The following is a 22,143-nucleotide window of genomic DNA, read 5'->3' on the forward strand; positions in this document are numbered from 1 at the left end:
AAGACAGAATTTGTCTGGCGGTAATAGCGCGGTGGGACCACCTGAACCCATGCCGAACTCAGCAGTGAAACGCCGTAGCGCCGATGGTAGTGTGGGGTCTCCCCATGTGAGAGTAGGACACTGCCAGACATTGATTAAAAAACGTGTTGCCGGCCCAAAAGGCAGCACAGAGAAAGAAATTCGGTGGTGCGGTAGTTCAGTTGGTTAGAATACCGGCCTGTCACGCCGGGGGTCGCGGGTTCGAGTCCCGTCCGCACCGCCACCGTATTTAGGGGCGTAGTTCAATTGGTAGAGCACCGGTCTCCAAAACCGGGTGTTGGGAGTTCGAGCCTCTCCGCCCCTGCCAGTTAACAAATAAGTAATAATTGATATAGCTTTCAGATTAATAGCCCAGCTAAAGTTAGCTGGGTTTTTCTTGTTTGTCGTTTTTTGTACAGTGACTAACGTACTATAGCTTTAACATATTGCAGTTCTGACCTGTGTTTTTACTGGCCTATAGTTTTAACTTCTAATTTCTTTGCGAGCGCTACGCTTTTGCGCACCATGCTGTATATAACTCATTATTTTTTCTATAAAAATTATTTTTTGGTGGTTACAGGTGCTTTCTCCACAGGAATTTTTAATAAGTGTTGGATAAGCGCTTGTTGGTCACTGTTTTGTAGCCATACAGCGTATAATGGCCGTTCTATTAACTGATTATTAGGTAAGGCAACGAGTTTCGGATATTCTTCTTGCCAATGTACAGGAAGGAAGGTTGTAGCATTAACGCTATCCAATAACTCTCTGGCAATATGTGCTGATGTGGTTGTAATGATAGGTGGGTGATCGTTCTTTAAGATTTGTTGTTCTTGCTGGTGAAAATCAGCTCCCCACTCTAATTTGATATAATTTTCTACTGGTTTATCAAGGTTATGCCGGGTTGTTAATAAAATAAGCTGGATATTACCTATCAGCTGACTTTGAAACTCATCCATTTTGGGCGGTTCAGTGGTAATTAACAGATCTAATTCACGAGAATGTAATTGCTTGACTAGCGACTGGCGTGTTGAAACGAAAGAATCGATTCTTGTTTCCCGGTGGTGTTGATAAAACGTATTTATCCAGGATGTTAGATAACTTTCCCATAGGGATGCTGTAGCGCCGATAGAGAGTTTTGTATGTTGGGCAATATAATTGATTTCTTTCTTCGCCAATTGCCAGGTACTCATTAGTGATTCTGCATAAGGTACCAGGCGTTCTCCGGCTGCAGTTAGGCGGATATTATTACGATGTCGAGTGAATAGATTAGTACCCAACTGATTTTCTAGTTGACGGATACGAAAACTAACAGCGGATTGTGTTAAATAGAGCGATTCAGCTGCCCGACCAAAGTGACGAGTCTTACTGACTTCCAAAAAGGTTTTCAGTAATTCAGTATCCACATGCATCTCCAATAGTTTTTGTCGTTAAGATTTAAATATTTTGTTTTACAGAATGTCAAGCCTCCCTAATACTCCGCGCCATAATTAGTATGACTTAGAGTTAGGAGTGTGTCAGATGGCTGAAAGCTTCATCACGACTAATCGTTTTTTTGATAATAAAAATTATCCACGTGGATTTTCCCGTCATGGTGATTTCACCATCAAAGAGGCTCAATTGCTAGAACGTTATGGTTATGCGTTCAATGAATTGGACCTTGGTAAACGTGAACCTCAAACAGAAGAAGAAGAACTGTTTGTTGCAGTTTGCCGTGGTGAACGTGCACCTGCAACGACAGAAGAAAAGGTATGGATTAAGTATTTGGCAAAAATTAGCCGTCCAAAACGTTTTCATACCCTTTCCGGTGGAAAACCTCAGCTTGATTCTGCAGAGGACTATACCGATACTGATGATTAATACCATCATTAATATTAATCATCTATCCAAGAGGGGCGATTGCCTCTCTTCTAACCGATAACTTATCCAGTCTGCTTCTGTAATTGTATAAGTAACCTATCCATACTTCGGTAGCTGATTGCTTCCATAATATCTGGTTTTTCTATTCTTGTTTGTTCTCTTAAATCTGCAATTGTGCGAGAAACCCTAAGTATTCTGTGCCAAGCACGTATAGATAAACCTAATTTCAATAAAGTATTTTCCAGAAAAACGGCATTTTCCATGCTAATTTTGCAAATATCTTCAGTTTGTTTGCTATTGAGACGGGCATTAATGTGCCCACAGCGCTCTATTTGTATTTTTCTTGCCCTTGCTACGCGTTTTTTGATTTCTTGACTACTTTCTCCATATTTTGTTGATGATTGACTTAAAATTCCCGGAGGGAGCAAAGGAACTTCAATAGAGAGATCAAAACGATCTAAAAAAGGGCCTGATAGTTTAGAGAGGTAACGTAATACTTGGTGTGGACTACTTCGGCTATGTATTCCTTGATGATAGCCGGTTGGGCTAGGGTTCATGGCTGCAATCAATTGAACTTGGGCAGGAAAACGCACTTTTGCTCTGGCACGGGATATTACTATTTCGCCAGATTCTAACGGTTCCCGTAGGGCATCAAGGACACTGCGGTTAAATTCAGGTAATTCATCCAGAAATAACACGCCATTATGGGCAAGAGAAATCTCTCCAGGTTTGGGTATTGAACCTCCTCCAACAAGAGCTGCCATTGAAGAACTGTGATGAGGAGCTCTAAATGGGCGTGTATGCCATTTTTGATGATGTAATTGACATCCCGCCAAGCTATTGATTGCTGCAACGTCTAGCGCTTCCTGATGCGTCAATGGCGGTAACAAACTACATAATCGACTGGCAAGCATAGTTTTTCCGGTGCCTGGAGGACCGAGTAGCAGAAGATTATGACCGCCAGCGGCTGTGATTTCCAATGCCCGTTTAGCTTGTTCCTGTCCAATAATATCTTGCATATCTAATACAAATGATTCAGTTTGTGGTTCAACAGGAGGGGGAGAGGATAAGTTCGCGTTTTCTCCTCGTAAGAAATGGCAGACTTGCAGCAAATGATTTGCCATTAACGTTTCATTCTGAGACAAAATTGCCAATTCAGTCTGGTTCTCTGAGGAAAGGATAAGTTGCCTTCCAGCTCTTTTTGCACTCAATGCGGCGGGAATTGCTCCCATAACTTGCCGTATTTCACCAGAGAGTGCTAACTCACCTAAAAACTCGTAATTATGTAGCTTATCTGTCGTGATCTGCTCTGATGCGGCTAAAATTGCAATAGCGATGGGTAAATCATATCTTCCCCCTTCTTTGGGGAGATCAGCTGGCGCTAAATTGACAGTGATCCTTTTGGGAGGATAAGTAAAACCACTATTGATCAGAGCACTTCGGACACGATCTCTAGCTTCTTTTACGGTCGTTTCAGGTAAACCAACAAGGGTGAGACCGGGTAAACCATTACTGATATGTGCTTCTATCGTGACGATAGGGGAATCAATACCAATTGTTGCCCGTGTATGAATAACAGCCAGTGTCATGATGCTCTCCTTAGCAAGAAAGCTGTTATCATGGATTGATAAAAAATAATGAAAAGTCGCCTTTCATTGTTTTGTGAAAAGGTTCGTAAATATATTTATCATTATGAGGATGCTGACAACTATTCAGTTGTTTGAATTTTAATAATAACATAGTGTTATATATGAGTATTCTAACAAACTGGTACTCTTATGATAAAAAAGAGAACGGTAATGAATGGTACTTATTAATAATTATAACTGCACAAAATACATAAATTTAATTTAATAAACTTCAATTCTATATACTGTTGATCGTGATAATAATTAATTATAAAAAATGAATTTTGATCGCATTTTTGCCCTGCTATAGAGACTTAGACGATTAACTTATTTTTTATTATTTTATCTATTAATAATTTTATTAAACAAATAGATGGCAATTTTTTCTGAGCTAAACATGCGTGAATTCCAGTGGATTTATCTGTTTCTTGGTTATCTAAATGAAAAATATAAATAAAATAATTTTGTTATGAAAAAAACAAAAATAATCGTTGTCAACAATCATAGAAAGTGGTAACTCTTAAATACACGTCAAACATACGAATTAAAAACGAATAAAGTTATGAATGCATTTGTCCTAGTGATTAGCCTAATTATTGTGAGTGTGGTGGTGATTATCCCACCGTGCGGGGCTGCACTTGGACGAAGAACGGCTTAGACAGAAGAACAGCCAGATTCCAAAAACCCCCGCACCGAAAGGCGCGGGGGTTTTTTTTAGGCCTGATACTGGGTTAGACACGCAGAAGTAACAAAACATCACAACAGCCAATGGCAAGGTAAACATAACAGGGGAAACGGCAATGAACGGGGCACAATCGGTTGTAGAGGCATTACGAAAACAGGGAATTGAAAAAGTTTTTGGTTATCCAGGTGGCGCCATCATGCCTGTTTATGACGCGCTGTATGATGGCGGTGTTGAGCACATTTTATGTCGCCATGAACAAGGAGCCGCTATGGCAGCAATTGGCTATGCGAGGGCAAGTGGCAAGCCGGGCGTTTGCATCGCGACATCAGGGCCAGGAGCAACAAACTTAATCACGGGATTGGCTGACGCATTATTGGATTCTGTTCCTGTTGTCGCGATTACCGGACAGGTAAGTTCTGAATTTATAGGGACGGATGCCTTTCAGGAAATCGATATACTGGGAATGTCTCTTTCTTGTACAAAGCACAGCTTTCTTGTTGATTCTCTGGAAAAATTACCCCAAATCATGGCCGATGCTTTCTCGATTGCCATGAGTGGTCGCCCAGGCCCTGTTCTGGTTGATTTACCCAAAGATATTCAGTTAGGCCAAAGTGACTTTGCCCCCTATTTAATACCGACATCCCCTAAATTTTCTCTCCCAAAACAAAAGATTGAGTTGGCCCGTCAATTGTTAGTTTCATCTCGGAAACCTATTTTGTACGTGGGTGGAGGGGTTGGCATGTCTGGTGCTGTTCCTGAGTTGCGCAATTTTGTCTCTGAAACGGGTATTCCCGTTGTTTCTACATTGAAAGGATTGGGAGCGGCAGATTTTGAACATGAATGTTATTTGGGAATGTTAGGGATGCATGGTACTAAAGCCGCTAACCTTGCCGTTCAATCTTGTGATTTGTTAATGGCTGTCGGAGCGCGTTTTGATGACCGTGTTACAGGGAAGCTGAATACTTTTGCCCCTCATGCCAAAGTGATTCATGTGGATATTGATCCCGTTGAATTCAATAAATTACGTCAAACCCATGTGTCATTATTGGGTGATTTAAAAACCCTATTGCCTCATTTACAACAACCTTTATCTATCCAAGCCTGGCAGCAAAAAATCAAACAATTAAAAAACGAACATGCATGGCGTTATGACTATCAGGGTGAAAATATTTATGCTCCGTTACTGTTGAAGCAGGTTTCTGAACGTGCTTCGTCCAGTACGGTTATCACAACCGATGTTGGACAGCATCAGATGTGGGCTGCTCAACACATGACTTTTAGTCAGCCAGAAAATTTCATCACATCAAGTGGATTAGGCACAATGGGATTCGGTATTCCGGCGGCGATTGGTGCCCAGATGGCTCGTCCTGACGATATGGTTATCTGCATATCTGGAGATGGCTCCTTCATGATGAATGTTCAGGAATTGGGCACGATTAAACGCAAGCAATTGCCGGTTAAACTGATCTTATTGGATAACCAACGATTGGGTATGGTTCGCCAGTGGCAAGAGTTGTTTTTTGACAAACGTTATAGCGAAACGATCTTAACTGATAATCCTGATTTTCTTACGTTGGCGCAGGCATTTGGTATTCCGGGACAGAGAGTGACTGACAAAGCACAAGTGGATGAAGCATTGGATGCTTTGTTCAACAGCGAGGGCGCGTATTTATTACATGTGTCTATTGATGAATTAGAGAATGTCTGGCCATTGGTTCCACCAGGTGCAGGCAACGAAACCATGTTGGAGAAATCATTATGATACAGCATCAACTTGCTATTAAGGCGCGGTTTTGTCCTGAGATTTTGGAGCGGATTTTGAGGGTTATCCGTCACCGAGGATTTCAGATATGCGCATTGAATATGGATCATATAACAGATAATGATAATGATAATGTAAATATTGAACTCACCGTGTCTAGCCAACGTCCAGTTAATTTACTTTTTTCCCAATTGCTGAAATTGGTGGATGTTGCGGGTGTTGAGATCAAACACAAAGAATCACGATTAATAAGCGCCTAATGCGCCCTTGAAGGAAAACTGAGAATGACAAAGCAAGCTGATTATATATGGTTCAATGGGGAAATGGTGCCGTGGGCAGAGGCTAAAGTTCACGTTATGTCCCATGCCTTACATTATGGTACTTCGGTATTTGAAGGGATCCGTTGCTATGATTCCCATAAAGGGCCCGTTGTTTTTCGTCATCGTGAACATATGCAGCGCTTGCGTGACTCAGCCAAGATTTACCGTTTTCCAGTCAGTCAAAGTGTGGACGAATTAATGGAGGCCTGCCGTGAAACGCTGCGTAAAAATAAATTGGTCAGTGCTTATATTCGCCCATTGGTATTTATCGGTAATGTTGGCATGGGAGTGAACCCACCTGCTGGTTATAAAACAGACGTTATCATTGCTGCTTTTCCGTGGGGAGCTTATCTTGGTGAGGAAGCCTTGGATCAGGGCATTGATGCAATGGTTTCTTCATGGAATCGCATGGCAGCAAACACAATTCCTACAGGTGCAAAAGCAGGCGGCAACTACCTCTCTTCTTTGTTGGTGGGAAGTGAAGCGCGGCGTCATGGTTATCAGGAAGGGATTGCACTGGATGTTCATGGTTATATTTCAGAAGGTGCGGGCGAAAACCTGTTTGAAGTGAAGGATGGCGTTCTATTCACACCGCCATTTACTTCATCTGCCCTGCCGGGGATCACGCGTGATGCCATCATCAAGTTGGCACAGGATCTTGGGCTGGAAGTTCGTGAACAGGCACTTTCTCGTGAATCACTTTATTTAGCGGATGAAGTATTCATGACAGGAACGGCTGCGGAGATCACACCAGTTCGTAGTGTAGATGGTATTCAGGTGGGTATCGGCAAATGTGGTCCCATCACTAAAAAAATCCAAAGCGCGTTCTTTGGCTTATTTGATGGTACGACAGAAGATAAATGGGGTTGGTTGGATCCGATTAATCCTTAATAAAAAATATAAAACTCAACAGGCGGTCGTTCCCCGCCTGTTTTGATTGCTGAAGCTATTAATTGATAAGACTGACATGGGAGTGAAAACAATGCCTAAATACCGTTCTGCCACGACGACTCATGGCCGCAATATGGCGGGAGCCCGTGCCTTATGGCGAGCCACGGGTATGACTGATGCAGATTTTGGAAAGCCTATCATTGCAGTTGTTAACTCATTCACGCAGTTCGTGCCAGGGCATGTACATTTGCGTGATCTCGGCAAGCTGGTGGCAGAACAGATTGAGGCATCAGGAGGCGTTGCGAAAGAGTTTAATACCATCGCTGTTGATGATGGAATCGCAATGGGGCATGGTGGAATGCTCTATTCGTTACCTTCGCGGGAGTTGATTGCTGACTCAGTGGAGTACATGGTCAATGCCCACTGTGCTGATGCTATGGTATGTATTTCCAACTGCGACAAAATCACACCGGGCATGTTGATGGCCTCTTTGCGCTTAAATATTCCGGTTATTTTTGTTTCTGGTGGTCCAATGGAAGCGGGTAAGACGCGATTATCCGATCAACTGATCAAACTGGATTTGGTCGATGCCATGATTCAGGGTGCCAATCCAAATGTCAGTGATGAACAGAGCGAGCAAATCGAACGTTCTGCCTGTCCAACGTGTGGTTCCTGCTCAGGTATGTTTACGGCGAATTCGATGAATTGTTTGACCGAAGCGCTTGGACTTTCGCAGCCAGGTAATGGCTCACTGCTAGCGACCCATGCTGATCGTAAAACCCTGTTTATCAATGCCGGTAAACGCATTGTCGAACTGACTAAGCGTTATTATGAGCAAGATGATAATAGCGCTCTCCCGCGTAGTATTGCGACCAAAGCGGCCTTTGAAAATGCCATGACATTGGATATTGCAATGGGCGGTTCGACTAACACCGTTTTGCATTTGTTGGCCGCAGCGCAAGAAGCTGAAGTTGACTTCACGGTGACGGATATTGATCGTTTGTCTCGTCAGGTGCCGCATTTATGTAAAGTGGCGCCGAGCACCCAGAAATATCATATGGAAGATGTCCATCGCGCTGGCGGTGTGTTTGGCATTCTTGGTGAGCTTGATCGCGCAGGGCTTTTGCATCGTGATGTGAAAAATGTTTTGGGTTTGGATTTGCCCCAAACATTGGCCCAGTACGACATCATGCTGACCAAAGATGAAAATATTCAGCGGATGTATGCAGCGGGGCCAGCCGGAATTCGCACCACGCAAGCCTTCTCACAAGATTGTCGTTGGCCATCGTTAGATACCGATCGCGCAGCGGGATGTATTCGTGAACTGACTCATGCTTACAGTCAGGATGGTGGGTTGGCTGTTTTATTCGGCAACATAGCAAGAGATGGCTGCATTGTGAAAACAGCAGGCGTTGACAAAGAAATCCTGACTTTCCGTGGTTCAGCCAAAGTTTACGAGAGCCAGGAGGATGCAGTAGAAGCCATTCTCGGTGGAAAAGTCGTCGCAGGCGACGTAGTGGTTATTCGCTATGAAGGGCCGAAAGGTGGCCCAGGGATGCAAGAGATGCTCTATCCCACCACCTATCTGAAATCGATGGGATTGGGAAAAAGTTGTGCATTGATTACGGATGGACGTTTCTCAGGCGGAACATCGGGATTATCTATTGGGCACGTCTCTCCAGAAGCGGCAAATGGTGGCTTGATTGGCCTGATTCATGATGGCGATTTCATCAATATTGATATTCCGAACCGTACAATTCAGTTAGATGTGGTGGAAACAGAACTGGCTGATCGTACACAGGCTGAATTATCTCGCGGAAATAAGGCGTGGACACCTAAGTCCCGTGAACGTCAGGTTTCTTTGGCATTACGGGCTTATGCTTCATTAGCGACCAGCGCTGACAAAGGCGCTGTGCGTGATAAAACCAAACTGGGGGGTTGATTGTGGCGGTTTATCCTCTGAATACTGAACCCAAGGGGGCGGAATATCTCAAGGCGGCATTGAGTGCGCCAGTTTATGATATTGCTCAAGTCACTCCCTTACAGGAAATGAAAAAAATCTCTGTACGTTTAGGCAATACGATTTTGGTTAAACGGGAAGATCGCCAGTTGGTACATAGTTTCAAATTGCGCGGTGCGTACGCGATGATTGCGGGTTTGACGGAAGAGCAAAAAAGCAAAGGTGTGATCACGGCTTCAGCGGGTAACCATGCGCAAGGTGTTGCATTATCGGCCAATAAGGTTGGCATAAAAGCCACCATTGTCATGCCGATAGCGACAGCGGATATCAAAGTCGATGCAGTTCGCAGTTTTGGTGGCGAGGTTCTATTGCATGGTACGAACTTTGATGAAGCGAAGGCAAAAGCCATTGAGATGGCAAAAGCGCATGGTTACACCTTCGTTCCACCCTTTGACCATCCTGTCGTGATTGCAGGTCAGGCGACACTGGCAATGGAGTTGCTACAGCAGGATGTTCATCTTGATCGTATCTTTGTTCCGGTTGGCGGCGGCGGATTGATTGCAGGGGTTGCTGTTCTCATCAAACAGCTTGTACCTGAAATGAAGATCATTGGTGTGGAAGCCGAGGATTCTGCCTGTTTGAAAGCCGCACTGGAAGCAGGGCATCCGGTCGATTTGCCAAGAGTGGGATTATTCGCGGAAGGTGTTGCGGTTAAACGCATTGGCGACGAAACGTTTCGCTTATGCCAGCAATATGTCGATGATGTCATTACCGTAGACAGCGATGCTATCTGTGCGGCCATGAAAGATATCTTTGAAGATGTCAGGGCGGTTGCAGAACCTTCCGGTGCGCTGGCACTGGCAGGCTTGAAGAAATATGTCCAGCAACACCAGATTCAGGGAGAACGGCTGGCACATATTCTTTCTGGGGCTAATGTGAATTTTCATGGGTTGCGTTACGTTTCAGAACGCTGTGAACTTGGAGAGCAACGCGAAGCCTTGCTGGCGGTGACGATCCCTGAACAAAAGGGGAGTTTCTTACAGTTTTGCCAGATACTGGGTACTCGTGTCGTAACTGAATTTAGCTATCGTTATTCGGATGCAACCGATCCCAACCAAGCCTGTATTTTTATGGGGATCAGATTGAGCCGGGGAAATAGCGAACGTCGTGAAATTATTGAAGAGTTAAACGCATCGGGATATCAAGTTGCTGATTTTACGGATGATGAAATGGCAAAGCTGCATGTTCGTTATATGATCGGTGGCAGGCCATCCAAGCCATTGCAGGAGCGATTGTTTAGTTTTGCCTTTCCTGAATCTCCGGGGGCTTTACTGAAATTTTTGCAAACATTAGGGACGCATTGGAATATCACCCTGTTTCATTACCGCAGTCACGGCACGGATTATGGGCGAGTATTGGCTGCCTTTGAGCTTGCAGGGCCAGAAGTGTGTTTTGATAGCCATTTGGATGCGCTAGGCTATGAATATCATGATGAAACCGGTAATCCTTCATTTAAATTATTTCTGACTTAATAATAAATCAATTAAATAAACAGCAGAATATCTTCTATACCAATCCCACTGCAAGATGCGTGTTATATTTCCCTGCACAGCGGGGAAATATAAGGCCTCGCGTCGTCTTGCGGATTGCAACTTGAAGTTTATCGAGTATGAAAAGGCGGCTATTTTGCTGATTTTATTTTTTATATATCCAGATAATAACGATTGTCAGACTACAATAGTTCCCAAAAAGCCTTAATCAACGGTTCGTTCAAACGTTTACTCAACGCACAGACACCTAATTCAAATGGCTCGACCAGTGCAATATTTTCCAGCAGTGAAATACGGTTACGCACAGGTTCAGGGCTATTTTCGACAACAACCGTAGGGATCAGTGCAATCCCACAACCTAGTGCTACCATAGAAACAATCGCTTCATGGCCGGAAACTGTCGCGTAAATGACGGGGTGCAGGATCTTATGCCGCCGGAACCACAGTTCAATGCGCTTGCGGGAAGGCCCATGCTCAGGCAGGATAAAAGGGATATTATTCCAGTCGGGGTGTTCCTGGGTAGCGAGATTTCTCACGGTGCAAGGCAGAGTCGGGGCAATCAATACCAGTGGTACTTCGCCTATTTTAGTAAAACTGACATTATCAGGCAGCCTCTCTGGCTTACCAGCAATCCCCAAATCTGCCGCATCGGATTGAACTTTATCGACGGCATCAGCAGCATCTCCTGTTGTCAGTTTAATTTCCACCAAGGGATGTTCTGCCCGAAATTTATCCAGTACTTGTGGAAGATGGCTATACGCCGCCGTGACTGAACAGAATAGACGTAACTCTCCCGTGAGTGATGGGCTTTGGTGGTTTAATGAATGCTGTAGTTGTTTATATTGCAGGAGAGTTTGTTGGGCAAATTGTTTGAATTGTTCACCGGCTGAGGTCAATTTTACTGTCCGGTTATCCCGCAGAAAAAGCGGATGCCCCAATAATTCTTCAAGGCGCTGGATCTGGCGTGAAAGTGTGGATGGGCTGACATGCATGGCTTTGGCTGAACGGCTAAAATGACAACTTTCCGCAAGGTGTAAAAACAGTTTTAAATCACGTAGATCCATCGTTTTTTGGCCCTTTATTCAGAGGTTATTTGCCGTGAAAAAGTTTGTTGCATAAACTGCAATATAGTCTTGTTAATATATCAATTTCAGCAATGGCTTGCATGTCATATATTGTTTCTATGCAAACGACCTCACACCTCATTATTATATCGGAGTCACCATGGCTAATTATTTTGATACGTTGAATTTGCGTCAACAATTGGCGCAGTTAGGCAAATGCCGCTTTATGGCGCGGGAAGAATTTGCTGACGAAGCAGGGTATTTGAAAGGCAAGAAAGTGGTGATCATCGGTTGTGGTGCGCAAGGGCTAAACCAGGGTCTGAATATGCGTGATTCTGGTTTAGATATTGCCTATGCCTTGCGTAAAGAAGCGATTGATGAAAAACGACCATCATGGCGTAAAGCAACCGAAAATGGTTTCAAAGTTGGCACTTATGAAGCGTTAGTGCCACAGGCTGATTTGGTTATCAACCTGACGCCAGACAAGCAGCATTCCACAGTGGTTCAGGCCGTGCAACCTTTGATGAAAGAAGGGGCCGCACTGGGCTATTCCCACGGTTTTAACATCGTTGAAGTGGGGGAACAGATACGCAAAGATATCACCGTTGTGATGGTTGCGCCTAAATGTCCGGGTACGGAAGTGCGTGAAGAGTATAAGCGTGGATTCGGTGTACCCACTCTGATTGCTGTACATCCAGAAAATGATGCAAAAGGCGAAGGAATGGCGATAGCGAAAGCATGGGCTGCCGCAACCGGGGGGCATCGGGCGGGCGTACTGGAATCTTCCTTTGTCGCAGAAGTTAAATCTGACTTGATGGGAGAACAGACCATTCTGTGTGGCATGTTACAGGCGGGTTCTTTGTTGTGCTATGACCAACTGGTTGCGGATGGTATCGAGCCAGGTTATGCCGGAAAATTAATTCAATTTGGTTGGGAAACGGTTACCGAAGCGCTGAAACAGGGCGGCATTACATTGATGATGGATCGTCTTTCCAATCCAGCGAAATTGCGCGCTTATGCCCTGTCTGAACAATTGAAAACCATTTTGACTCCGTTGTTCCAGAAACATATGGATGACATCATTTCTGGTAAATTCTCTTCCACAATGATGGCTGACTGGGCAAATGACGATAAAAACTTGCTGACCTGGCGTGAAGAAACCGGTAAGACATCATTTGAAAATTACCCAGATTACTCAGAGCATATCAGTGAACAGGAATACTTTGATCATGGCGTCCTGATGGTGGCAATGGTTAAAGCCGGAGTAGAACTGGCATTCGAAACGATGGTAGATACTGGCATTATCGAAGAGTCTGCTTATTATGAATCTTTGCATGAACTGCCGTTAATTGCGAATACCATTGCTCGCAAACGCCTGTATGAAATGAACGTGGTCATTTCTGATACGGCGGAATATGGTAACTATCTGTTCTCATACGTCGCTGTTCCGTTGCTGAAAGAGCAATTCATGGCAACTCTGCAAGCCGGGGATTTAGGAAAAGCAGTTGCAGATCGTAGCATCAATAATGCGCAGTTACGTGATGTAAATGAAGCTATCCGTAACCATCCTATTGAAGTTATCGGCCGTACTTTGCGTGGTTATATGACGGATATGAAACGCATTGCAGTCGGTGGTTAACATTCTATTTATCCTGCCCGAAGTTATTTTATCGGGCAGGAGATCTTTAATTCTTACAGGCTGAATGTCAGTTTCAATTCATCAATGACTTGTCGTTGAAATGTTTCAAACCGTTCTTTCGGTTGTTGCGATTGGAGCATATTCAAAGCCGGATCGTTGACTTTCGTGCGCACACCACTTAATTCCTCCATGACAGCTAGCCCACAGAAAGGCACATAGGCTTCGGAATACCCCCCCTCGTGAACCATAACTAATTTACCATGGCACAGCTCATCGGCTGTTTGCTGTACCTTGCGGGTCATTTCACGGAAGCTATCACTATGCAACTGCATTCGTGCCAGCGGATCAAACGCATTGGCATCATAGCCGCAGGCAATGATAATCAACTCGGGTTGATAACGTCGCAATGCAGGAAGCACAATGCTATCCATAGCATAAAGATAATTGTTGTGCCCAGCGCCTGCCATCAGTGGGATGTTGATATTGAAACCTTCCCCTTTGCCAGCGCCGATATCTTCCTCACCACTATAGCTTTCGGGATAGCAGCCATCTTGATGCAATGAAATGGTCAGAACATCATCACGTTCCCAGAAGATATGTTGGGTTCCATTACCGTGGTGAACATCCCAGTCAATGACTGCGACTCGTCCAACCCCAAGCTGCGCTTTGGCATGCTCTATGGCAAGAGCAATATTGGCCAGGAAACAGAATCCCATTGCTTGATCTGGCAGGCAATGGTGACCGGGGGGACGGGAAAGACTGTAGGCGTTATCCAGTTCACCTTGTAACACGGCTTTTACTGCCGCATAAGCGAGTCCGGCGGATAATTTGGCAATTTCATAACTGCCTTGCCCTATTGGTGCTTCAGAACCTAACATTCCTCCGCCATTATCACTTATGGACTTAAAGCGCTGTAAATAATCTTCGGTGTGAACTAGCCCTAGCGTTGCGTCATCAAGAGGTTCAGCACGACGCAGTTGCAACGAATGGCTTAAACCGGAAACATCCATTAAGCTTTTCATTCTGCGTTTTGTTTCCGGTGATTCTGCATGTCCTGCCCCGTTGGGCGGTTGTACCCATCCTCCAACAGGAAATGTCAAAACGTGTGATAATCCAGAGTTGTGCCAGAAACAGAGTTCATCAAAGAAAAAACCTGTCTTACGTAGCATATTACATCCTCTTTGATTCCCTTTATCTTTCAAGCCCTAACTTGAAATCTATTGGGTATATAAGCGTAATTGGCCCTTATAACATTAGTGTAGTTAAATAGATTTTATGTATTTTAATTACAGTAGAATTAAAATTGATATAGTGTTCGAAACAATATGCGATTAAATCCAAACCAACAACAAGCGGTTGAATTTGTAACGGGTCCTTGCCTGGTTTTGGCCGGTGCCGGCTCTGGCAAGACTCGAGTGATCACCAATAAAATTGCCCACCTGATCCGTACCTGTGGTTATCAGGCCCGCCATATTGCGGCAGTTACTTTTACTAATAAGGCGGCACGGGAGATGAAAGAACGTGTTGCACAAACTTTGGGACGTAAGGAAACCCGGGGGTTAATGATCTCGACTTTCCATACGCTGGGTTTGGAGATCGTTAAACGTGAATACAAAGCACTGGGCATGAAAAGCAATTTTTCATTGTTTGATGATCAAGATCAGATGGCTTTGTTGAAAGATCTGACAGCGGATTTGTTGCAAGAAGATAAGGATCTGCTACAGAAACTGATATCGAGTATCTCTAACTGGAAGAATGACCTAATGTCGCCAGAACACGTAATGAGGATGGCACGTTCAGCGCAGGAACACCAGTTTGCAGAGTGTTACCGTCGTTATGATTTGCACCTGAATAGTTGTCATGTTCTCGATTTTGATGATCTGATTACTAAACCAACATTGCTGTTAATGCATGATGAGGAAGTGAGGGCGCGTTGGCAGAATAAAATTCGCTACTTGCTGGTGGATGAATATCAGGATACGAATACCAGTCAATATCAACTGGTGAAATTATTGGTGGGTAATCGCGCCCGTTTTACCGTGGTTGGTGATGATGATCAATCTATTTACTCATGGCGTGGTGCCCGTCCACAGAATTTGATCTTATTGAAAGACGATTTCCCGCAGTTGAATGTGATTAAGCTGGAACAGAATTACCGTTCATCCGGGCGGATACTGAAAGCGGCGAATATTCTGATAGCCAACAATCCTCATGTTTTTGAGAAAAAACTTTTTTCTGAGTTGGGGTATGGTGATCCGCTCAGGGTGATTGAAGCGAATAATGAGGATCATGAAGCTGAACGTGTGGTGGGAGAGTTGATCGCTCATCACTTTATTAATAAAACGGACTATAAAGATTACGCTATTTTATATCGCGGTAATCACCAATCCCGTATCTTCGAAAAAATGTTGATGCAAAACCGCATCCCCTACCGAATTTCAGGGAGCACATCATTCTTTTCCCGGCCTGAAATTAAAGATTTGCTCTCTTATTTGCGTGTGTTGACCAATCCTGAGGATGACAGTGCGTTTTTACGTATCGTCAATACACCCCGGCGAGAAATCGGTGCAGTGACGATCCAGAAATTGGGCGAATGGGCGAATGGGCGTAGCAAGAGCTTATATCAAGCCAGTTTTGATCTTGGACTGGAACAGCATTTAACAGGACGTGGTTTGGCGGCATTACAGCGCTTTACCCACTGGATGGATGAAATAGCTCGTCAGGCGGAGCGGGAGCCATTGCTGGCGGTGAGAGACTTACTGCGCGGCATGGATTACGAAAGCTGGTTATATGATACTTCCCCCAGCCCAAAAGCGGCTGAAATGAGAATGAAGAACGTCAACCAACTTTTCACTTGGATGAGTGGAATGCTTGAAGGCGATGACTTGAATGAGCCAATGTCCCTTTCTCAAGTTGTGGCGCGTTTTACGTTGCGGGATATGCTGGAGAGAGGCGAGGAAGATGAAGAGCTGGATCAAGTTCAGTTAATGACGCTACATGCTTCCAAGGGGCTGGAGTTTCCCTATGTTTTTTTGGTGGGTATGGAAGAAGGTTTGTTACCACACCAGAGCAGCATTGATGAAGATAACATTGAGGAAGAGCGTCGTTTGGCTTATGTCGGCATTACGCGTGCGCGGAGAGAGCTTTTTTTTACTCTCAGCAAAGAGCGTCGTCAGTTTGGTGAACTTATCCGTCCAGAACCGAGCCGATTCTTGCTTGAATTGCCACAGGATGACTTGGATTGGCCACAAGGTAAGAGAGTGATGAGCGCAGAGGAAAGGATGATACAGGGGCAATCGCGCCTTGCCGATATTAAATCCCGTCTGGGACTTGGGCTGAAAACCGACAATAATAAATAGTACGATAATATTCCCCTGCATTTATGGATAATAGCAGGGGAATAAAGTAAAAACTTCAGCCTGGGCGAGCGTTATTTTGCTCCTCAAGTAACAACAGCCATTGGACATAACTCTGCCACTTCATTTCTTGCTGTAATGCTGCCGCTCTGAGTGGGTGTTTTATCTGCCATTGATAAGGCAAGGTGATAATGAGCGTTTCATTTTCCGCCTGTAATCGTAATGTTGGCAAAGTGTCATCCCGCCGACGGTGAGCGAAAATAATGGCCAGACGCAATAAACGACATAACCGCTGTGCCTGTATCAATGGCACAGCATTTTGCTGACTGAACGATGCTAAATCCACCGGGCCGCTTTGATTTCTCAATAGCGTAGCCAACAGTCGTTTTTGGGCTGGCGTATAACCAGGCAGATCCAAGTGGCTTATCAAATAAGCGGAATGTGCAGGTCCCTGACGAAAGTCAATGAACAGGCCTATTTCATGGAGCAAACAGGCGCCAGCCAATAACTCGCGACAACGTTCGTCCAATTTCCATGACTTGGCAACTTGTTGGCAAAAGTTTTCGGCTAACTGTTTGACACGCTGTAACTGCTCAATATCCAGTTGAAAGCGATGCTGAATATTGCACAGGGTTCTTGCCCGAATATCCTGCTCAATCGGCACATCCAGCATCCCGTAAACCAGACCTTCACGGAGTGCGCCGCCTGCCAGTATCATACTTTCGATATTCAATGCCTGAAAAATAGCGATTAAGATTGCCAATCCGCTTGGAAAAACCAACGCCCGTTCCAGTGTCAGCCCATCAATTTCCAACTCTTCCAGCTTGCCGCATTCAATCGCCTGATGTTTAAGCTGCTGGAGTTTGGGTAGGGTGATCAATTCATCCATACCTTGGGCAAGCATGATTTCCTGCAAGGCTTGTACTGTGCCGGAAGCTCCTACGCAAATGTTCCAGCCTTGCCCGAGCAGCTGAGAGGCAACAGGGCTGAGAATATCGTGGGCAGCAGCTTCTGCGCTGGCAACGTTTTCTGCTGTCAGGCGGCGATCATTGAAATAACGTTCCAGCCAGGTAACACAGCCCATTTCAAGGCTGAAAAGCTGGGTGGTTTTGGCTCCAACACCTGTTACCAATTCGGTACTGGCACCACCAATATCGACGACAAGCCGCTTTTCAGACCCGCCAGTCGTGTGAGAGACACCTTGATAAATGAGTTGAGCCTCTTCTTCGCCGCTGATCACATGAACAGATTTGCCTAATATTTCTGAGGCCTTTCTAGTAAATTCATCTGAATTTTTTGCCTGCCTCAAGGTTGCGGTAGCAACAACGCGGATCTGTGAGGCAGGAATATCCTGCAAATATTCGGAAAAGAGGCGCAAGCACTGCCATCCCCGTTCCATTGCCTGTTGTGATAAATGATTATTTTTATCTAATCCGGCAGCCAGCCTGACTTTGCGTTTGATGCGAGTAACGACTTGAATGCTGCCGGATACTTTACGGATGACCAGCATATGAAAACTGTTTGAGCCTAAATCAATAGCCGCATAAAGCGAAGAAGCACTCAGCATAGTATTTATTCCGGCTTGTGTTGTTTCAGCATTGCGTCATTTTAGCCTGGGCGCTTACTGTTACGTGTTGTATTGCCACGGCGTGGTACGCCGGTACGCCGAGGGTGTCCCCCTGAGCGGGTGCGATTACGGCGCTTAGGTACTGGCAAATCTTTCAGTAATGCATCACTGTTATATTTGCTAACAGGTATCTGGTGCTGAATATATTCTTCAATGGCCGGTAAGTTCAGCGCATACTCTTCACACGCCAGGCTGATAGAATGGCCACTTTCTCCAGCACGGCCTGTCCGGCCAATCCGGTGAACATAATCTTCACAGTCATCGGGGAGATCATAGTTAAATACATGTGTCACCGATGGGATATGCAGTCCACGGGCGGCAACATCCGTGGCAACCAGAATGTCCCGATTGCCCATACTGAATTCTTCAAGAACACGCAGACGTTTTTTCTGTGCAACATCACCCGTCAGCAACCCAACCCGATGACCATCAGCAGCCAAATGGGCCCAGATATCTTCACAACGGTGTTTGGTATTGGCAAAAATAATGCAGCGATCAGGCCACTCTTCTTCCAGCAGAGTCTGTAACAAACGCATTTTTTCTTCGTTGGAGGGATAAAATAGCTCTTCCTTAATGCGGTGCCCTGTTTTTTGCAGCGGTTCCACTTCCACATATTCAGGATTATTCATCTGCTCAAAAGCCAGTTCACGCACTCGATAAGAGAGAGTTGCGGAAAACAGCAAATTCATTCTTTCTGTGACTGCGGGGAGTCGGCGGAACAACCAGCGAATATCTTTGATAAAGCCCAGGTCATACATGCGATCCGCTTCATCAAGGACAATAACTTGAATGGCGCCAAGATGGATATGGCCTTGTTTTGCGTAATCGATTAAACGCCCTGTTGTGCCAATGACGATATCGACGCCCGCTTCCAGAACCTTAAGCTGTTTATCATAGCCATCGCCACCGTAGGCAAGACCCATTTTCAACCCAGTGACTTGCGCCAATTCTTCTGCGTCAGAGTATATTTGAACCGCTAATTCACGAGTAGGTGCCATAATCAGTGCTCTTGGCTGATTAGTTTTACGCTCTCTCTTCGCAGGATGAGTCAATAAGTAATTAAAAGTAGACGCCAAAAATGCCAGCGTCTTGCCCGTTCCGGTTTGTGCTTGCCCCGCAACATCTCGGCCTTCGACAGTTAAAGGCAATGTTAGCGCCTGTATCGGCGTGCAGTTGGAAAACCCTTTTTTTTCAAGGGCTTCTAGGACTTTTGGGTGCAATGCGAAGTCGGAAAACTTCTTTTCTGTCAAATGTGTTTTGCTCATAGTATGGTAGAATATCAGTTAACTATTGCTTTAAGAAAGTGTATCCGCTGAAATAAAGACACCCTTATGTTGGTTCATGTACACTTACACTGTAAAAGATTTTATTTTTGGAGCAAAAAATGAGTGCGAATATTATTTCTCTGACTGATGCTGGCTTTGGAAACGATGTTTTGAAAGCACAAGGTCCAGTTCTCGTTGAATTCTGGGCTGAATGGTGCGGTCCTTGCAAAATGATAGCCCCTATTCTGGATGAGATTGCCACAGAATACGAAGGAAAACTGACCGTTGGCAAGCTGAACATTGATGATAACCCAGCAACAGCACCAGAATACGGTATTCGTGGTATTCCAACTCTGATTCTGTTTAAAGGTGGAGAAAAGGTTGCCGTAAAAGTGGGCGCTTTGTCAAAAACTCAACTGAAAGAGTTTTTGGAACCACACCTATAATTTAGAATCAGGTCACAGTAATTACGGACGTTTGACGTATGAGATGATTTATCTCATTGACCGCTAGACGTCCGTTACGAAGCATGATAAGTTAGCGGCCATGTGCTTGTATGAAGTTTCGCTTGAGCTAACGCTTTATTCGATATAAAAGTTTATTGGTTAAATTTTTACTGGTATAAAGAGTTGACATTAAGCGTGTTGCATACTAAACAATTTGTAGTGTCTGATAAATCTGTTATCTCTGGGTCACCTGAAGTATCTGATGGCATATCGCATTTGGTAAAATCTCTGAGTCTATATACGATTAATTCAGTATATAGCTTGGTACACTCATAGCGTTCTGATGCTGAACATCTTTAAACAGGGTGTTTTTATCCTAGGCATTTTTATGCCAAGCCTTCCCCTTTCCATGCTAGGTGTTAGGTATAGAATCTGCTAACAGTGCTTATGTCAAAAAAATTTATGCTGGAAGATGTGTATGCTGAAATAGTGCCCACTGTTGAACTTTAATGGTGTTTGCATTATAGAATTGTATTTACATTATAGATAGTTATAACATATGGCACACATAGGTAGTTAGAAGATAGTTTTGACAGTTTGTCAGCTTTATTTGAAATCAATCTGAGTACTTCAAACTACTACCTTGTAATATAATTTAATATGTTAGAAGGTCTTATTCGTTTCTGGTACAAATAAACAGGCATCAATAATGCTGCCATACCATTCACGTTCATAGTTCGAGATATACCCCGAGTTAAAGAACCCACCATTATGAATCTTACCGAATTAAAGAATACGCCGGTATCTGAGTTGATTACTCTCGGCGAAAATATGGGGCTGGAAAACCTGGCTCGTATGCGTAAGCAGGACATCATTTTCTCTATTCTCAAACAGCATGCGAAAAGCGGAGAGGATATTTTCGGAGATGGTGTGCTGGAGATATTGCAGGATGGATTTGGTTTCCTCCGCTCCGCAGACAGTTCTTACCTTGCAGGTCCTGATGATATCTACGTTTCTCCTAGTCAAATCCGCCGCTTTAACCTCCGTACCGGTGATACCATTTCAGGGAAAATCCGCCCACCAAAAGAAGGTGAACGCTATTTTGCCCTGTTGAAAGTTAATGAAGTCAACTTTGACAAACCTGAAAACGCCCGCAGTAAAATCCTGTTTGAAAACCTGACGCCACTCCATGCTAACAACCGCTTGCGTATGGAACGCGGTAATGGCTCTACTGAAGATTTGACAGCTCGTGTTCTGGATCTGGCAGCGCCGATTGGTCGTGGTCAGCGTGGCCTGATTGTTGCCCCACCAAAAGCGGGTAAGACCATGCTGCTGCAAAATATTGCGGCTAACATCGCTCATAACTACCCAGATTGCGTGCTGATGGTTTTGCTGATTGATGAGCGTCCAGAAGAAGTCACCGAAATGCAGCGTCTGGTAAAAGGCGAAGTGATTGCTTCAACCTTTGATGAACCGGCTTCCCGCCATGTGCAAGTGGCTGAAATGGTGATTGAAAAGGCAAAACGTCTGGTTGAACACAAAAAAGACGTTATTATCCTGCTGGATTCCATTACCCGTCTGGCTCGTGCATATAACACTGTGGTTCCTGCTTCCGGTAAAGTTTTGACGGGGGGGGTGGATGCGAATGCCCTGCATCGTCCAAAACGTTTCTTTGGTGCTGCACGTAACGTCGAAGAAGGTGGTAGCCTGACCATCATTGCGACTGCGCTGGTTGATACTGGCTCCAAGATGGATGAGGTTATTTACGAAGAATTTAAAGGTACAGGTAATATGGAATTGCACCTGTCCCGTAAGATTGCGGAAAAACGTGTCTTCCCAGCTATTGATTACAACCGTTCTGGGACTCGTAAAGAAGAGCTGCTCACTACACAGGATGAGCTTCAGAAGATGTGGATCTTACGCAAGATTATTCATCCGATGGGTGAAATCGACGCGATGGAATTCCTTATCAACAAACTGGCTATGACAAAAACAAACGAAGAGTTCTTCGACTTTATGAAACGTTCATAGTTTAGTTTTGCGATAAAAAATATCCTTCTGTGACAACTTAAGCG

Annotated in this window: 17 protein-coding genes, 2 tRNA genes and 1 rRNA gene; 14 read left to right on the forward strand and 6 right to left on the reverse strand. The window is 44.6% G+C overall.

All coding sequences use genetic code 11. The features are described from left to right. Window positions 1–13 precede the first annotated feature (13 nt). The 3 genes from rrf (at window position 14) to ABLA76_RS06265 (ending at window position 346) form a co-directional block, all read left to right on the forward strand. Window positions 14–129: ribosomal RNA gene (gene rrf, locus ABLA76_RS06255) — 5S ribosomal RNA — on the forward strand. A 56-nt stretch (window positions 130–185) separates the two neighbouring features. Continuing rightward, window positions 186–262, forward strand: a tRNA-Asp gene (locus ABLA76_RS06260). Between the two features lie 8 nt (window positions 263–270). Further along, a tRNA-Trp gene (locus ABLA76_RS06265) sits at window positions 271–346 on the forward strand. Between the two features lie 232 nt (window positions 347–578). On the opposite strand, the gene hdfR is transcribed toward ABLA76_RS06265, so the two are convergent. Next, window positions 579–1,421: an HTH-type transcriptional regulator HdfR gene (hdfR, locus tag ABLA76_RS06270; protein ID WP_047771918.1), complete on the reverse strand. Its 843-nt coding sequence runs from the start codon at window positions 1,419–1,421 to the stop codon at window positions 579–581. Between the two features lie 115 nt (window positions 1,422–1,536). Here hdfR and ABLA76_RS06275 point away from each other — a divergent pair, with 115 nt between their 5' ends. Continuing rightward, window positions 1,537–1,875: a DUF413 domain-containing protein gene (locus ABLA76_RS06275; protein ID WP_047771917.1), complete on the forward strand. Its 339-nt coding sequence runs from the start codon at window positions 1,537–1,539 to the stop codon at window positions 1,873–1,875. Between the two features lie 62 nt (window positions 1,876–1,937). Here the strand turns inward: ABLA76_RS06275 and ABLA76_RS06280 are convergent, their stop codons facing one another. Next, on the reverse strand, window positions 1,938–3,464 hold the full coding sequence (locus tag ABLA76_RS06280) for a YifB family Mg chelatase-like AAA ATPase (RefSeq protein WP_348987280.1): 1,527 nt from the start codon (window positions 3,462–3,464) through the stop codon (window positions 1,938–1,940). A 601-nt stretch (window positions 3,465–4,065) separates the two neighbouring features. Between ABLA76_RS06280 and ilvL the strand changes: the two genes are divergently transcribed. The 6 genes from ilvL to ilvA all read left to right on the forward strand — a co-directional run bounded on the left by ilvL (window position 4,066) and on the right by ilvA (window position 10,653). Continuing rightward, window positions 4,066–4,161 (forward strand): ilv operon leader peptide, encoded by a 96-nt coding sequence (gene ilvL / locus ABLA76_RS06285; RefSeq protein ID WP_152669737.1) that lies wholly within the window; start codon window positions 4,066–4,068, stop codon window positions 4,159–4,161. Between the two features lie 142 nt (window positions 4,162–4,303). Beyond that, complete coding sequence (ilvG, locus tag ABLA76_RS06290) at window positions 4,304–5,950, forward strand: acetolactate synthase 2 catalytic subunit (protein ID WP_348987281.1); 1,647 nt, start codon at window positions 4,304–4,306, stop codon at window positions 5,948–5,950. Continuing rightward, the gene (gene ilvM / locus ABLA76_RS06295) at window positions 5,947–6,210 is read left to right on the forward strand and encodes an acetolactate synthase 2 small subunit (RefSeq protein ID WP_348987282.1); all 264 of its coding nucleotides are present in this window, start codon (window positions 5,947–5,949) and stop codon (window positions 6,208–6,210) included. The genes ilvG and ilvM overlap by 4 nt, the downstream gene beginning before the upstream one ends. Window positions 6,211–6,234: 24 nt before the next feature. Then, on the forward strand, window positions 6,235–7,161 hold the full coding sequence (locus tag ABLA76_RS06300) for a branched-chain amino acid transaminase (RefSeq protein WP_348987283.1): 927 nt from the start codon (window positions 6,235–6,237) through the stop codon (window positions 7,159–7,161). 91 nt (window positions 7,162–7,252) lie between these two features. Beyond that, window positions 7,253–9,103 carry a dihydroxy-acid dehydratase gene (gene ilvD, locus ABLA76_RS06305; protein WP_348987284.1) on the forward strand — a complete coding sequence of 617 codons (1,851 nt, stop codon included), beginning with the start codon at window positions 7,253–7,255 and terminating at the stop codon, window positions 9,101–9,103. Then, window positions 9,103–10,653: a threonine ammonia-lyase, biosynthetic gene (gene ilvA, locus ABLA76_RS06310; protein WP_348987320.1), complete on the forward strand. Its 1,551-nt coding sequence runs from the start codon at window positions 9,103–9,105 to the stop codon at window positions 10,651–10,653. Before ilvD ends, ilvA begins: the two co-directional genes overlap by 1 nt. A 200-nt stretch (window positions 10,654–10,853) precedes the next feature. Here ilvA and ilvY read toward each other — a convergent pair whose 3' ends face one another. Further along, entirely contained in the window at window positions 10,854–11,735 is an 882-nt protein-coding gene (gene ilvY, locus ABLA76_RS06315; RefSeq protein WP_348987285.1) for an HTH-type transcriptional activator IlvY, read from the reverse strand. A gap of 160 nt (window positions 11,736–11,895) precedes the next feature. On the opposite strand from ilvY, the gene ilvC reads away from it, so the two are divergent. After that, entirely contained in the window at window positions 11,896–13,374 is a 1,479-nt protein-coding gene (ilvC, locus tag ABLA76_RS06320; protein ID WP_348987286.1) for a ketol-acid reductoisomerase, read from the forward strand. A gap of 53 nt (window positions 13,375–13,427) precedes the next feature. On the opposite strand, the gene ABLA76_RS06325 is transcribed toward ilvC, so the two are convergent. Next, window positions 13,428–14,543 (reverse strand): class II histone deacetylase, encoded by a 1,116-nt coding sequence (locus tag ABLA76_RS06325; protein ID WP_348987287.1) that lies wholly within the window; start codon window positions 14,541–14,543, stop codon window positions 13,428–13,430. A 156-nt stretch (window positions 14,544–14,699) separates the two neighbouring features. Here ABLA76_RS06325 and rep point away from each other — a divergent pair, with 156 nt between their 5' ends. After that, entirely contained in the window at window positions 14,700–16,733 is a 2,034-nt protein-coding gene (gene rep, locus ABLA76_RS06330) for a DNA helicase Rep (RefSeq protein ID WP_348987288.1), read from the forward strand. A gap of 55 nt (window positions 16,734–16,788) precedes the next feature. Here rep and gppA read toward each other — a convergent pair whose 3' ends face one another. Next, window positions 16,789–18,297 (reverse strand): guanosine-5'-triphosphate,3'-diphosphate diphosphatase, encoded by a 1,509-nt coding sequence (gene gppA, locus ABLA76_RS06335; protein ID WP_348987289.1) that lies wholly within the window; start codon window positions 18,295–18,297, stop codon window positions 16,789–16,791. Window positions 18,298–18,338: 41 nt separating this feature from the next. Next, window positions 18,339–19,622 carry an ATP-dependent RNA helicase RhlB gene (gene rhlB, locus ABLA76_RS06340; protein WP_348987290.1) on the reverse strand — a complete coding sequence of 428 codons (1,284 nt, stop codon included), beginning with the start codon at window positions 19,620–19,622 and terminating at the stop codon, window positions 18,339–18,341. Between the two features lie 119 nt (window positions 19,623–19,741). Between rhlB and trxA the strand changes: the two genes are divergently transcribed. Both trxA and rho read left to right on the forward strand, forming a co-directional pair. Beyond that, window positions 19,742–20,068, forward strand: a complete 327-nt coding sequence (gene trxA / locus ABLA76_RS06345; RefSeq protein WP_099133093.1) for a thioredoxin TrxA — start codon at window positions 19,742–19,744, stop codon at window positions 20,066–20,068. A gap of 771 nt (window positions 20,069–20,839) precedes the next feature. Further along, window positions 20,840–22,099: a transcription termination factor Rho gene (rho, locus tag ABLA76_RS06350; protein ID WP_010845326.1), complete on the forward strand. Its 1,260-nt coding sequence runs from the start codon at window positions 20,840–20,842 to the stop codon at window positions 22,097–22,099. Window positions 22,100–22,143 lie beyond the last annotated feature (44 nt).

Source organism: Xenorhabdus sp. SGI240, from assembly GCF_040081915.1.
GTDB classification, from domain to species: Bacteria; Pseudomonadota; Gammaproteobacteria; order Enterobacterales; family Enterobacteriaceae; genus Xenorhabdus; species Xenorhabdus bakwenae.

Excerpts from the sequence above, each read along its gene's own strand:
- ABLA76_RS06275 (WP_047771917.1), top strand. The coding sequence starts at position 1,537 with ATGGCTGAAAGCTTCATCACGACTAATCGTTTTTTTGATAATAAAAAT.
- ABLA76_RS06280 (WP_348987280.1), bottom strand. The coding sequence starts at position 3,464 with ATGACACTGGCTGTTATTCATACACGGGCAACAATTGGTATTGATTCC.
- ilvL (WP_152669737.1), top strand. The coding sequence starts at position 4,066 with ATGAATGCATTTGTCCTAGTGATTAGCCTAATTATTGTGAGTGTGGTG.
- ilvG (WP_348987281.1), top strand. The coding sequence starts at position 4,304 with ATGAACGGGGCACAATCGGTTGTAGAGGCATTACGAAAACAGGGAATT.
- ilvM (WP_348987282.1), top strand. The coding sequence starts at position 5,947 with ATGATACAGCATCAACTTGCTATTAAGGCGCGGTTTTGTCCTGAGATT.
- ABLA76_RS06300 (WP_348987283.1), top strand. The coding sequence starts at position 6,235 with ATGACAAAGCAAGCTGATTATATATGGTTCAATGGGGAAATGGTGCCG.
- ilvD (WP_348987284.1), top strand. The coding sequence starts at position 7,253 with ATGCCTAAATACCGTTCTGCCACGACGACTCATGGCCGCAATATGGCG.
- ilvY (WP_348987285.1), bottom strand. The coding sequence starts at position 11,735 with ATGGATCTACGTGATTTAAAACTGTTTTTACACCTTGCGGAAAGTTGT.
- ilvC (WP_348987286.1), top strand. The coding sequence starts at position 11,896 with ATGGCTAATTATTTTGATACGTTGAATTTGCGTCAACAATTGGCGCAG.
- ABLA76_RS06325 (WP_348987287.1), bottom strand. The coding sequence starts at position 14,543 with ATGCTACGTAAGACAGGTTTTTTCTTTGATGAACTCTGTTTCTGGCAC.
- rep (WP_348987288.1), top strand. The coding sequence starts at position 14,700 with ATGCGATTAAATCCAAACCAACAACAAGCGGTTGAATTTGTAACGGGT.
- gppA (WP_348987289.1), bottom strand. The coding sequence starts at position 18,297 with ATGCTGAGTGCTTCTTCGCTTTATGCGGCTATTGATTTAGGCTCAAAC.
- rhlB (WP_348987290.1), bottom strand. The coding sequence starts at position 19,622 with ATGAGCAAAACACATTTGACAGAAAAGAAGTTTTCCGACTTCGCATTG.
- trxA (WP_099133093.1), top strand. The coding sequence starts at position 19,742 with ATGAGTGCGAATATTATTTCTCTGACTGATGCTGGCTTTGGAAACGAT.
- rho (WP_010845326.1), top strand. The coding sequence starts at position 20,840 with ATGAATCTTACCGAATTAAAGAATACGCCGGTATCTGAGTTGATTACT.